This is a genomic window from Winogradskyella costae, from assembly GCF_013403865.1.
Lineage (GTDB): Bacteria > Bacteroidota > Bacteroidia > Flavobacteriales > Flavobacteriaceae > Winogradskyella > Winogradskyella costae.
The window spans coordinates 115936-128348 of the sequence record NZ_JABFDK010000006.1; the positions used below are offsets into that span (position 1 = coordinate 115936).

Annotated in this window: 11 protein-coding genes and 1 other RNA gene; 6 read left to right on the plus strand and 6 right to left on the minus strand. The window is 33.4% G+C overall.

Translation table 11 applies throughout. The features are described from left to right. The first annotated feature begins 12 nt into the window (after nucleotides 1-12). A complete protein-coding gene (locus HM986_RS12910; protein ID WP_179335508.1) occupies nucleotides 13-576 on the plus strand; it encodes a thioredoxin family protein in 564 nt (187 codons plus the stop codon). 334 nt (nucleotides 577-910) lie between these two features. On the opposite strand, the gene HM986_RS12915 is transcribed toward HM986_RS12910, so the two are convergent. Both HM986_RS12915 and katG read right to left on the minus strand, forming a co-directional pair. Continuing rightward, nucleotides 911-1384: an ankyrin repeat domain-containing protein gene (locus tag HM986_RS12915; RefSeq protein ID WP_179335509.1), complete on the minus strand. Its 474-nt coding sequence runs from the start codon at nucleotides 1382-1384 to the stop codon at nucleotides 911-913. A 71-nt stretch (nucleotides 1385-1455) separates the two neighbouring features. Beyond that, on the minus strand, nucleotides 1456-3687 hold the full coding sequence (gene katG, locus HM986_RS12920) for a catalase/peroxidase HPI (RefSeq protein WP_179335510.1): 2232 nt from the start codon (nucleotides 3685-3687) through the stop codon (nucleotides 1456-1458). Nucleotides 3688-3898: 211 nt separating this feature from the next. Between katG and HM986_RS12925 the strand changes: the two genes are divergently transcribed. Next, entirely contained in the window at nucleotides 3899-4141 is a 243-nt protein-coding gene (locus HM986_RS12925; RefSeq protein WP_179335511.1) for a putative signal transducing protein, read from the plus strand. A 163-nt stretch (nucleotides 4142-4304) separates the two neighbouring features. Here HM986_RS12925 and HM986_RS12930 read toward each other — a convergent pair whose 3' ends face one another. Then, nucleotides 4305-5930 (minus strand): ABC-F family ATP-binding cassette domain-containing protein, encoded by a 1626-nt coding sequence (locus HM986_RS12930; protein WP_179335512.1) that lies wholly within the window; start codon nucleotides 5928-5930, stop codon nucleotides 4305-4307. Between the two features lie 352 nt (nucleotides 5931-6282). On the opposite strand from HM986_RS12930, the gene HM986_RS12935 reads away from it, so the two are divergent. Beyond that, entirely contained in the window at nucleotides 6283-7743 is a 1461-nt protein-coding gene (locus HM986_RS12935) for a TlpA family protein disulfide reductase (RefSeq protein WP_179335513.1), read from the plus strand. Between the two features lie 19 nt (nucleotides 7744-7762). Here the strand turns inward: HM986_RS12935 and fsa are convergent, their stop codons facing one another. The 3 genes from fsa to ffs all read right to left on the minus strand — a co-directional run bounded on the left by fsa (nucleotide 7763) and on the right by ffs (nucleotide 10030). Next, complete coding sequence (gene fsa, locus HM986_RS12940) at nucleotides 7763-8416, minus strand: fructose-6-phosphate aldolase (RefSeq protein ID WP_020894780.1); 654 nt, start codon at nucleotides 8414-8416, stop codon at nucleotides 7763-7765. Between the two features lie 567 nt (nucleotides 8417-8983). Further along, nucleotides 8984-9787: an SDR family oxidoreductase gene (locus tag HM986_RS12945; protein WP_179335514.1), complete on the minus strand. Its 804-nt coding sequence runs from the start codon at nucleotides 9785-9787 to the stop codon at nucleotides 8984-8986. A 144-nt stretch (nucleotides 9788-9931) separates the two neighbouring features. Beyond that, nucleotides 9932-10030, minus strand: an RNA gene (ffs, locus tag HM986_RS12950) — signal recognition particle sRNA small type. 87 nt (nucleotides 10031-10117) lie between these two features. Between ffs and HM986_RS12955 the strand changes: the two genes are divergently transcribed. The 3 genes from HM986_RS12955 to HM986_RS12965 all read left to right on the plus strand — a co-directional run bounded on the left by HM986_RS12955 (nucleotide 10118) and on the right by HM986_RS12965 (nucleotide 12400). Next, the gene (locus HM986_RS12955; protein ID WP_179335515.1) at nucleotides 10118-11146 is read left to right on the plus strand and encodes a glutaminyl-peptide cyclotransferase; all 1029 of its coding nucleotides are present in this window, start codon (nucleotides 10118-10120) and stop codon (nucleotides 11144-11146) included. 7 nt (nucleotides 11147-11153) lie between these two features. Beyond that, on the plus strand, nucleotides 11154-11543 hold the full coding sequence (locus tag HM986_RS12960; protein ID WP_179335516.1) for an acyl-CoA thioesterase: 390 nt from the start codon (nucleotides 11154-11156) through the stop codon (nucleotides 11541-11543). A gap of 83 nt (nucleotides 11544-11626) precedes the next feature. Beyond that, nucleotides 11627-12400 carry a hypothetical protein gene (locus tag HM986_RS12965; protein WP_179335517.1) on the plus strand — a complete coding sequence of 258 codons (774 nt, stop codon included), beginning with the start codon at nucleotides 11627-11629 and terminating at the stop codon, nucleotides 12398-12400. Nucleotides 12401-12413 lie beyond the last annotated feature (13 nt).

The following is a 12413-nucleotide window of genomic DNA, read 5'->3' on the forward strand; positions in this document are numbered from 1 at the left end:
AAATATAGTATAATGGCCAGAACAGAATCTAATATGTTGCCCTTAGGCACAAAAGCACCTGATTTTAATCTCATAGACACCGTAGATAACACCAAAAAATCATTAAACGAACTTAAAGGTACTACAGGTACTTTGATAATGTTTATATGCAACCACTGCCCATTTGTTATACATGTCAGTTCAGAATTATCGCAACTGGCTAAAGATTACATTTCAAAAGGCATTAACTGTATTGCTATTTCTAGCAATGACATTAAAAGTTTCCCCGAAGATCGTCCAGAATTAATGACTAAAAACGCCATAGATAACGATTATATATTTCCATATTTATACGATCAAACTCAAGATGTTGCTAAAGCTTACCAGGCGTCTTGTACACCAGATTTTTTCTTGTTTAATACAGATTTAAAATTAGTTTACACAGGGCAATTAGATGATTCTAGACCCGGCAATGGCCACCCCGTAACAGGAAAAGATATCAGAACAGCAATGAATGCTTTAATTAACCAAGAGGCTGTAGATCCAAACCAAAAACCAAGCCTAGGTTGTAGTATTAAGTGGATGAAGACTAACTAGAATAAACTGAGTTACTTTAGTTAGTAGTATTAAAAACGTTTCATATCCTGAATACAATGGAAAACAACAAGGAAAACTGTGAGCGTTACAATTTACATTAAGCATTCACCTTAAAAAAACGCATATAAGAAAACAGGTTATAGCGTGGTTATAGCATGCTTATAACCACGTTATGGTGACCTTATAGCATGATAAACTTATTTAGAACTTAGCACAATCCCTCTAAAAACACCTATAAAACGTGCTCATTGTTTTAATTACAAAAAAATGAGTCTAAAAAACGCCCTAATAAGCATCTTTTAAACTCAGTTTATAATTGTTATAAGATTTTATACTACCCTAAGAGCTCTACGATTTCATTAAATTGCTTCTCCTTTGCGTAGTCTAAAGCTGTTTTTCCATCATTGTCTTTAATGCTAGCATCTGCCTTATACTCTATAAGCAGTTTTACAATATCACGTTTATTATATTGTGTTGCAAACGTCAATGCCGTTATGCCATGGTTATTTACAGCATTTAAATCGGCCCCATGCTCTAATAAGGTGGTTGCTAAAGCAACATTCCCTTTAAAACTAACACCAATTAAGGCGGTGTTTCCTGATGCATCTTTAGCATTAAGATCAGCCTTATTTTCAATAAGAACATGTGTTGCAATGTCATTATCAAAATAAGTTGCTAAAATGAGCGGAGTAAATCCGCGTGCATCTTTTTCGCTTATTAATTTAGGGTTTATGTTTATTAAGGCTTCTAGTCTATCTTTATCGCCAGAGCGAATCGCCTCAAAAAACACATCTATATCTTTCTTCATGTTATAGTAATTATATAAAAAGGAATGAGTTTTAAAGCTCACTCCTTTTATGCTTTTATCAATTCTTTTAATTATTTTAAATCAAAACGATCTAAATGCATCACTTTAGTCCAAGCCGCAACGAAATCTTTTACAAAGCGCTCTTGTCCATCATTAGCACCATATACTTCAGCAATAGCTCTTAATTCTGTATTAGATCCAAAAATTAAATCAGCTCGCGTACCTGTGAATTTTACCGTGCCCGTGTTACGGTTACTACCCTCAAAATAGCGATCATCTTCTGATGTTGCTTTCCATGTGTAAGTAAAATCAAGAATAGTCTTAAAAAAATCGTTGGTTAAATGACCCACCGTATCCGTAAACACTCCATTAGAAGAACCATCATAATTAGCACCTAACACACGTAACCCCCCCATTAACACAGTCATTTCAGGAACCGATAGCGTTAATAAGTTAGCACGATCTATTAATAGATCTTCTGCTGCTATTTTTAAATCAGGTTTAATATAATTTCTAAAACCATCAGCTAAAGGTTCTAAATAATCAAATGCTTCAATATCCGTTTGTTCTTGTGTAGCATCTCCTCTACCATCTACAAAACGTAAAGAAACATGATGACCAGCATTTTTCGCTGCTTGTTCCACACCAACATTTCCTGCTAAAACAATTAAATCAGCTATTGATACCTCGTCATTAAAATCAGCTTTAATACGCTCTAAAACAGCTAATACCTTATTTAATTCTGTAGGATTATTAACATCCCAACTACGTTGTGGCTCTAAGCGCAAACGCGATCCATTAGCACCACCTCTTTTATCAGAACCTCTGTAAGTTGATGCTGAAGCCCAAGCTGTAGTCACCATTTGAGAAATCGTTAATCCAGAATCCGCTATCAAATCTTTTAATGTAGAAACATCAGCGTCACTTAACGAATAATCTACCGTTGGAACAGGATCTTGCCATAACAATTCTTCTTTAGGAATTTCAGGACCTAAATAACGAGAAATTGGTCCCATATCTCTGTGCGTTAATTTGTACCATGCACGGGCAAAGGCATCTTCAAAAGCTTTATGATCCGCATGAAAACGTTTAGAAATTTCTAAATAGATAGGATCTACTTTTAACGCAATATCTGCTGTAGTCATCATTAAATCTTGCTTGCCATTAGCATCACCTGCTTTTGGTGCCATACGAGCATTCGACGCTGCTGTAGGTTTCCACTGGTGTGCACCTGCAGGACTTTTAGTCAACTCCCAATCGTAATTTAATAGGACATCAAAATATTCATTATCCCAGCGTGTAGGGTTTGGAGTCCAGGCTCCTTCTATTCCACTAGTAATAGTATCATCTAAAACACCGGTACCAAATGAATTTTTCCAACCTGTACTCATTTCTTCAATAGAAGCACCATGTGGTTCTTTACCAACATAATCATTAGGATCTGCCGCTCCATGTGCTTTACCAAAAGTGTGTCCACCAGCAACTAAAGCCACAGTTTCTTCATCATTCATTGCCATTCTTGCAAATGTCTGTCTCACATCTTTTGCAGAACCCATCGGATCTGGATTTCCATTTGGACCTTCTGGATTCACGTAAATCCATCCCATCATCACCGCTGCTAACGGATCTTCTAAATCACCATCTTCGTAACGTGCTTCATTTTCACCCCAAACGGTTTCACTTCCCCAATACGTATCTTGTTCTGGCTCCCATACATCTTCACGTCCACCGGCATAACCAAATGTTGGAAAACCCATAGATTCTAGGGCGCAGTTTCCTGCAAGAATCATTAAATCTGCCCAAGAAATTTTATTACCATATTTCTGTTTAATAGGCCATAATAATAATCTGGCTTTATCTAAGTTTCCATTATCTGGCCAACTATTTATTGGAGCAAAACGTTGGTTTCCAGCTCCTGCTCCACCTCTACCATCACCAACTCTATACGTCCCTGCACTATGCCAAGCCATTCTAATCATTAAACCCCCATAGTGTCCATAATCTGCTGGCCACCAATCTTGTGAATCCGTCATTAAATCCGTAACATCTTTTTTAAGCGCTTCAAAATCTAAACTATTAAACGCGTCTGCATAATTAAAATCATCTCCCATCGGGTTAGACTTCGAGGCATTTTGACGCAAAATATTAAGTTTTAATTCGTTTGGCCACCAATCTCTATTTTCAACACCACCACCTGCAGTGTGTTTAACTGTACCACTTAAGTAAGGGCATTTAGCAGTGCTTTCATTAATATCGAAATTTTTGCCCTGAGGAGCGTCGTTTGAATGCGGATTCTTTTCCATGTATTACAAGTTTTTGTGTTTTAATTTTTGATAAAATTATGCATTAATATGCTCTGGACTGAAGATACGCATTTTTTTAATTTATTTTTCAATAGCTAAAAACTATAAGAAAACCAAAAGCTATAGGTAACATAAATAAAATTATGATTTATTTAGTAAATAATATTGATAAAATTTCGTAACTTTTAATCATCAATTAAAACATATAATTATGAGCACTACAGAATATACAAAAGTTTATTACGGGAATTTTATTTTAGTTACGCGTGTTAAAGATGAATTAGAACACGCAGGTATTGTACCCATTGTTAAAGATGAAGGGGAATCGCAACGTTTAGCTGGCTATGCATCGATGAATCAGGGATTTCAAGAGCTTTATGTTCATAATGAAGAGTTAGATAAGGCTATGGTTATTATAAACAGAGTAAAATCTGAAATGGAAACTGCATCTTAAATAGTAGGAAGCCTCCATTTAAAATAGAAATTTAGAAGCTAGCACAATTGGCTTAGTCCATTCAATATTCAACTCAAACGAGGAGACACTTCTGAATAAGACAAAAAAAAATGCTGATATTTTTTAAATATCAGCATTTACATTTCAAAGTTATACGTTTAATTTAGGCGTTACCACCATACATTTTTTCGCGTTGTTCTTTTATCTTTTTATCACTCATATACTCATCAAACGTCATGTAACGATCAATAACCCCATTTGGTGTTAATTCAATAATTCTATTACCAACAGTTTGAGCAAACTCATGATCGTGAGTGGTTAGCATAATCGTTCCTTTAAAGTTTTTCAAGGAATTGTTAAATGCCGTAATACTCTCTAAATCTAAATGGTTTGTTGGCTCATCTAACATTAAAACGTTAGCCCTTGTCATCATCATACGGCTTAACATACAACGTACTTTTTCACCTCCAGATAATACATCTGACGTTTTTAATGCTTCTTCTCCACTAAAAATCATTTTTCCGAGGAAACCTCTTATGTGAACTTCTTCGCGCTCTTCTTCCGTTGTTGCCCACTGACGTAACCAATCTACTAATGATAATTTATTATTAAAAAACTCGCTATTGTCTAGTGGTAAATACGATTGTGTCGTTGTAACTCCCCAATCAAATTTTCCAGAATCCGCCTGTTCTTTTCCATTTAATATTTGATAAAACGCTGTTGTTGCTCTAGAATCTTTGGAGTACACCACGACTTTATCTCCTTTATTTAAATTGATGTCTATATTATTAAATAAAACCTCATTTTCTAAACTGGCTGATAAGCCTTGCACGTTTAAAATCTGATCTCCAGCTTCGCGATCGCGCTCAAAAATAATAGCTGGATAGCGACGACTAGAACGTTTTATGTCTGAAATATTTAATTTTTCAATCATTTTCTTTCTACTCGTTGCTTGTTTTGATTTAGCAACGTTAGCTGAGAAACGACGGATAAAGTCTTCTAATTCTTTCTTCTTCTCTTCTGCTTTTTTGTTCTGTTGTGCATGCTGTCTTGCCGCTAACTGTGATGATTCATACCAGAAGGTATAGTTACCAGAGAAATGGTTTATTTTCCCAAAATCGATATCAGAAATATGTGTACAAACGGAATCTAAAAAATGTCTATCGTGAGAGACTACGATAACACAGTTTTCATAGTTTGCTAAGAAATTTTCTAACCAAGAAATAGTTTCATAATCTAAATCATTGGTAGGCTCATCCATGATTAGTAAATCTGGATTTCCGAATAAAGCTTGTGCTAATAAGACACGTACCTTTTGCTTACCATCCAAATCTTTCATTAAAGTGTAATGGTAATCTTCCTTAATTCCTAAGTTAGATAACATCGCAGCAGCATCACTATCAGCATTCCAACCGTTCATTTCTTCAAATTGAACTTGAAGTTCACCAATCTTTTCAGCATTGGCATCGGTGTAATCCGCATAAAGTGCATCTAATTGAGATTTCAATTTATGTAAAGGCTTATTTCCTTTTAATATGGTTTCTAAAACAGTGTCTTCATCATGCAAATTATGATTCTGTTCTAAAACAGACATACGTTTACCTGGCTCTAAATGAACACTTCCTGATGTTGGATCCATTTTGCCTGCTATAATCTTTAAAAATGTAGATTTTCCGGCACCATTGGCACCGATAATACCATAGCAATTACCATTATTAAATGTGGTGCTTACTTCATCAAAAAGTATGCGTTTTCCAAATTGAACTGAAAGATTAGAAACTGATAACATGTCTTTAAATTTTAATCTATTAACCTTATTATAAATAAAGGTGAATTTTTGAGAGTGCAAAAGTAGAAAATTAAACTCAAAATCTGCTATTTTACCCCATTATGAATCTTAAAAAAAGCGTAAAATTTTAATTGAAAGACGTTTCTGAACGCAATGACCACGCTTAGTTAAAAAATTACGACTTATTTCTAAATGGTATTGCTACTAATAAAGTAAAATATTAATTGTAAAACGACTAAGATTTGTGCATTTAGTTGAAATTATAAGACTTACTCATAAGATTTAACGAGGTATTAACAGCAGTTGCGTGAAGCTTCGTATATTTTTGTTTTCTAACTCTTATTATTTCTACATGCTAACTTTTCGTATAGTGCTTACTGTTGCCTTGTTATCAACTGTTTTTGGATGTCAATTCAAAGGTGGTGATACTAGTGACTCTGCATATATTGGTGGTGAAATTATCAATCCGAAAAATAGTAGTGTTGTCCTCTATAATACTAATGGGCAGGTTTTAGACTCTATTATATTAGACGAAAACAATCGATTTATATTTAAAATAGATAATCTTCATCCGGGTTTATATTCTTTGACACATGGCGGCGAATACCAAATGTTGTTGTTAGAACCTAATGATAGTATAATGTTTAGATTAAACACTTACGATTTTGACGAGTCTTTAGTTTTTACAGGAAACGGTGCCAAAAAGAACAACTACCTCCTTAAAACCTATTTATCTAATGAAAAAGAGGCGAAGCAGTTGGTAAAATATTCTAAGATGGAACCTGAGGCTTTTAATAAGTTTGTTGAAAATAGACGACAAACGCAATTACATGAATTTGATCAATTTTTAACGCGAAATGAAGAATCAGAATTTTTCAAATCTATTATAGAAGCTAATATCAATTATAATGCTTACGCGGATAAAGAAATTTATCCTTTCGCTTATTTTGGCAACAATAAATTAATTCATATTAAAGATTTACCTGAAGACTTTTTTGGACATAGAAAAGACATCGATTATAATGCTACACATTTAAGTCGATTCTTTGCCTATAATCGTTTCTTATTTTCTCATATAGATAATTTAGCGATTCATAACTATTATAAGGATAATGCTTACCACAGCAAGTTTAATAGACATGCCATGGGTTATAATAAGTCTAAATTAGATTTAATAGACAGTATAATCACAGATCCTATTATTAAAAACAACTTATTAAAATATAAAGCACGAGAATATATAAGCTACAACCATACGGAGGATGACGCTAATGAACTACTCAATTATTATTTAGAAAAGAGTACTAACGAAGAAGACAAACAGTATATGACTGATTTGGTATCTTCATTAAAATTATTGCGTCAAGGTAATCCGTTACCAAATATTTCTATTGTGAATTATAATGATACAGAGCATTTTATTAATTCTATTATAACTAGACCTACTATAATTTATTTCTGGTCGTCTAATTCGAAATCACAATATAGAAATAGCCATTATATGGTAGAAAAATTAAAAGCAAATTTTCCTCAAACTGATTTCATCTCTATTAATGTTAATGATAATAATGATAGATTCTGGAAAAACATCATTGACAATTATAACTTTCCTACTATTAATGAGTTTAAATTTAAAAATTCAAAATCTGCACGCAAAAGCTTAGCAGTAAACTACTTAAATAAATGCATTATTGTTGATGAAAATGGCATTATTTTACACCCTAATGCTAACATTTTCAACTCTGAGTTTAATGATACTCTAGAGGACTTATTACAACAAAAGCATCTTATTGTAAAACAAGATGCTCTTTAAATTATTGTAAAATATAGATTTAATTTCCTTTTTTATAATCTGCTAGGAACTTTTCTAATCCACTATCGGTTAATGGATGTCTAAGTAATCCTGTAATAGAACTCAAAGGCCCCGTCATAACATCTGCACCTAATTTAGCACAATCTATGACGTGCATTGTATGACGTACAGAAGCTGCTAATATCTGAGTTTCAAAAGAATAGTTATCATAGATATGACGAATCTCTGCAATAAGGTTTAAACCATCTGTAGAAATATCATCTAAACGACCAATGAAAGGAGATACATAAGTTGCACCAGCTTTTGCAGCTAATAAGGCCTGACCAGGAGAAAACACTAAAGTTACGTTGGTTTTAATTCCTCTATCCGAAAAATACTTACACGCCTTAATACCATCTTTGATCATCGGTAATTTTACCACAATCTGATCGTGCAATTCTGCTAAGGCCTCACCTTCTCTTACCATACCTTCAAAATCTGTAGATATAACTTCTGCAGAAACATCTCCTTCTACAATATTACAGATATCCACATAATGTTTCATAATATTATCTGTTCCTGTAATGCCTTCTTTAGCCATTAACGATGGGTTTGTTGTAACACCATCTAAAATACCCATATCTTGAGCGTCTTTAATCTGCTCTAGGTTTGCTGTATCGATAAAAAATTTCATGTAATATGATTTTGAATTATTGTGTTTTTAGTTGTGGCGAATTTACGACTTTAAGCTCACATTTAAAGAAATGATTTTTCAGAATATATTAACAAAAACATCTAATTGACAATTATAGTAAACTCTTTTGAAGTAGAATAGGCACACAAAGAATCTTCGTATTGCTCAGAATCTTCATCATAATACTCAGGTGGATCAACATAGAGTTAAACCTTAAATATAAAAGTTTCTGAAGTCCGTGCTGTTCATTCTATCAATAATGTTCTAAAATTAGTGAATGTCTCTAAACTTTAAACCATCTGGTAAGTCACCATAGATTTCATAGGTATAGCCATAATCATCGTCGTTAGGCTCATTTCTAATTTCTGAAGTCAACTCTTCGTAATAGTAATTATTAACATAACCAACACCAAAAGATTTATTAGGTCTTTCGGGGCTTTTATTAATTATACACTCTATAATATCTTCGCACCCAAAGCATAAAAAACAAACTAAAATTAGGAAGCATTTTAAAACGTTTCATTCTAGTTGATTTAGTTTTACAACTCAAAAAACCTACCACAATCCCTACAACTTATAATGATTCATTAATAACTTCTCATAAGTTGAATCTGGAAGAATACGTTTTAAAACAATAGAAAACTTTTGCATAAAGGCACCGACCTTATAATGGATTTTCGGTTTTTTAGTCTGAATGATTTTATAAATCGCTTCTGCCATTTGTTTAGGATCACTGCCACTATCCACGTGCTCGTCCATCATACTTAACGTTTTTCCGTACGTTGCTTTATAAGGAGAATCTTCTAAAGCAGGTGCATGGTAACGACCAGCAGCAATATTTGTAGCAAAATCACCAGGAGCAACATTGGTCATATTAATATGAAACCCTTTCAATTCCATTCTAAAGGCTTCCGTAATTAACTCTAACGCCCCTTTACTGGCACTATACACACCTCTATAAGGTAAACCCATATAACCAGCAATTGAGGTAACATTTATAATTAAGCCAGAATTTTGCGCTCTCATCGCAGGCAAGACCGCCTTAATCATATTTATGGGGCCAAATAAATTGGTTTCAAAATTGCGCTTAATTTCTACATCAGGAATCTCTTCTATTGGCCCAGTAATTCCTGCACCTGCATTATTTAAGAGTACATCTATTCGAGATTCGTGAGTTAGGATTTCTGCAACACAATTGGAAATCGTTTCAGGCTTTGTAACATCTAAAGCTACAATAGGAAATTTACTATTAGGATACCTCTCAGGATTCCTGCTTGTGCCATAAACTTTAAATCCTTTGGTTTGAAGAAATTCACCAACCGATTTTCCTATTCCTGAAGAACCACCTGTTATTAATACAACTTTAGACATACTGTTTTATAAATTATAATGTCGAAAATACAAATTCTGAAATTAGTAGACCTTTTAAGACTAGGCTAACCTCGATTAGAACCTACATAAACTGAAAAAATCTCGATTCGCCGAGGCGTTCAAGATTTGACTTTAGGGTACAAAAAAAGGCAAGCTACCTACATCACACCGCTACGACCATTTACCTTTGCTGCGTTCCCGCCCTGGAGGATTCAACAGGAGCTGGTTGTGTAGGACTTGCCAGGTGCAAAGATACAATCTTTTAATACTTACGCAATGATTTTAAACTGAATTTTATTTAATAACTTGCTGAAAATTCAAACAAACATTATGCATATTTCTAAATATTTCATTCTCTTATCGTTAAGCTTAATTTTATCTAATTGCGGTGAAACAAATGCTTCAAAAATTTCTAGTTTATCTATAAATACTTCCGTAAAATCTTTAATGCTTGGTGATACATTGAAGCTTTCAGTAGATAATCCGAAGAATTTTGAAATTACTAAAGTTAGGTATCAGTTAAATGGTAAACCAGTTGATAGCATTAGTGTTTTAGACCAAGTTACTTTAGGTAAAAAAGAAATCACTGCAACGGTTAATTTTGATGGTAAGACAGAAACCTTAACTAAATCCGTTCAAATTTTTAATAACATCATTCCTTCTTACTACAAGTATGAAGTTATAAACACCTACCCTCACGATATTACATCATACACACAAGGTTTGGAATTTTACAATGGAGAATTATATGAAAGTACAGGACAAAGAGGAGAGTCTAAACTTAGAAAAGTAAATTTTGAAACAGGAGAGGTCTTAAAAAACATTAATTTAGATGACGCTCATTTTGGAGAGGGTCTTACCATTCTGAATGATAAAATCTATCAATTAACTTGGCAAGCAGGTATTGGGTTTGTATACGATGTAAATACCTTTGAAAAATTAAACACATTTAATTACGGAACCAGTAAAGAAGGTTGGGGAATTTGTAATGATGGTACAACACTTTACAAATCCGATGGTACTGAGAAAATCTATTTATTAAACCCTGAAAATCTTAGTAAAAAAAGCCATATTGAAGTTTATACCGAAAGAGGCTTAATTCCTAATTTAAATGAAATGGAATGGATTAATGGTAAGATCTTCGCCAATTTGTATCAAAAAAATGGGGTGGCCATTATAAATCCCAAAACAGGAGGTGTTGAAGGTGTTATTGATTTTAAACCGTTAAAAAAACTAGTGACGCAGCATCCTGAATTAGATGTTCTAAACGGTATTGCTTACCATCCAGAGCGTGAAACCATTTTTGTAACAGGAAAAAATTGGGACAAACTTTTTGAAGTTAAAATAATGAAACAATAATAGCACTGTGCACGTATTCGAAAAAACCATTACTGTTAACCAAGACGATATAGACGATCTTAACCATGTAAATAATGTACGTTATGTGCAATGGGTTCAAGATATAGCAAAAGATCATTGGCTCGCCTACGCTACAGAAGATATTTTAGAAACTTACTCATGGTTTTTAGTGAATCATTATATAGAGTATAAAAGTCCGGCACTACTTGGCGACCAACTATTATTAAAAACATATGTCCCGAAAGTTGCAGGAGTCAGCACTATTAGACATGTAGAAATTATCGATATTAAAACTCAACAACTTATTGTAAGTTCTAAAGCAAAATGGTGTTTAATGAACTCTAAGACACAGCGCCCAACACGTATACCACCAGAAATTCGTGAACTTTTTAATTAACAGTTTATTAGGTTAAAGTTTTTTTAAAACGCAGATTGCTTTCAACTTAATCACTTTACTTTAACGCATCAATCAAATCAAGTATGCGTAAAATTACTATTCTATTCTTTTTATTAGGTCTACCTCTCTTACACTTTTCTCAAACTTTAAATGGAAAAGTATATGATGCTAGCGGAACCGTTAAAAATGTAAAAGTCTTTAACAAAACACAAAACCGAATTACGATAACAAATAACAACGGTCAATTTAGCCTCGAAGCCAAAGTAACGGATACGATTTCTATTGAGTCCGTATTCTACCATCCCAAAACAGTAGCGTTACAAGCGTATCATTTTGATGGTACAGCCGTTTTTGAAATTAAAGAAATACTCACAGAACTCGATGAAGTTGAAATAAAAGCAGAACCAGAACAACCAGTTTTTGTAGAAGAGACTTATAATACGGAACTTAAAAATCTCATTCAGGAGGACATAAAGAATCATCCAGAAAAATACAAACCAGAAGTGGAGTCTTATGGTCCAGATCTCTTTGCTATTATTGACTTAGTTGCTAATCTTCTTAAAAAGAAAGATAAATACATTGCAACTACGTACCAACCGATTACCTATACGCAAATGGACTCATTGTTCAGTACAAGCTCATTTTTTAACACGCAATTATTAACTGATAATCTAAAAATTCCCGAAGGCAGAAAACATCTATTTTTCGATTATTGCGATGCCAAGAAAATTAGTTCGGAAATGCTTAAAGAAGAAAATAAAATGCAATTCCTAGAAGAGTTGGTCGTTAGTAGTCAGTTATTTTTAATTCTATTGGACGAATATGGAGATAAGAGCGTTAAGCAAAATAAGAATTAACCACTTACATTCC

What these genes read in the sequence shown, in the direction of transcription:
- HM986_RS12910 (WP_179335508.1), top strand. Translation starts at nt 13, where the DNA reads ATGGCCAGAACAGAATCTAATATGTTGCCCTTAGGCACAAAAGCACCT.
- HM986_RS12915 (WP_179335509.1), bottom strand. Translation starts at nt 1,384, where the DNA reads ATGAAGAAAGATATAGATGTGTTTTTTGAGGCGATTCGCTCTGGCGAT.
- katG (WP_179335510.1), bottom strand. Translation starts at nt 3,687, where the DNA reads ATGGAAAAGAATCCGCATTCAAACGACGCTCCTCAGGGCAAAAATTTC.
- HM986_RS12925 (WP_179335511.1), top strand. Translation starts at nt 3,899, where the DNA reads ATGAGCACTACAGAATATACAAAAGTTTATTACGGGAATTTTATTTTA.
- HM986_RS12930 (WP_179335512.1), bottom strand. Translation starts at nt 5,930, where the DNA reads ATGTTATCAGTTTCTAATCTTTCAGTTCAATTTGGAAAACGCATACTT.
- HM986_RS12935 (WP_179335513.1), top strand. Translation starts at nt 6,283, where the DNA reads ATGCTAACTTTTCGTATAGTGCTTACTGTTGCCTTGTTATCAACTGTT.
- fsa (WP_020894780.1), bottom strand. Translation starts at nt 8,416, where the DNA reads ATGAAATTTTTTATCGATACAGCAAACCTAGAGCAGATTAAAGACGCT.
- HM986_RS12945 (WP_179335514.1), bottom strand. Translation starts at nt 9,787, where the DNA reads ATGTCTAAAGTTGTATTAATAACAGGTGGTTCTTCAGGAATAGGAAAA.
- HM986_RS12955 (WP_179335515.1), top strand. Translation starts at nt 10,118, where the DNA reads ATGCATATTTCTAAATATTTCATTCTCTTATCGTTAAGCTTAATTTTA.
- HM986_RS12965 (WP_179335517.1), top strand. Translation starts at nt 11,627, where the DNA reads ATGCGTAAAATTACTATTCTATTCTTTTTATTAGGTCTACCTCTCTTA.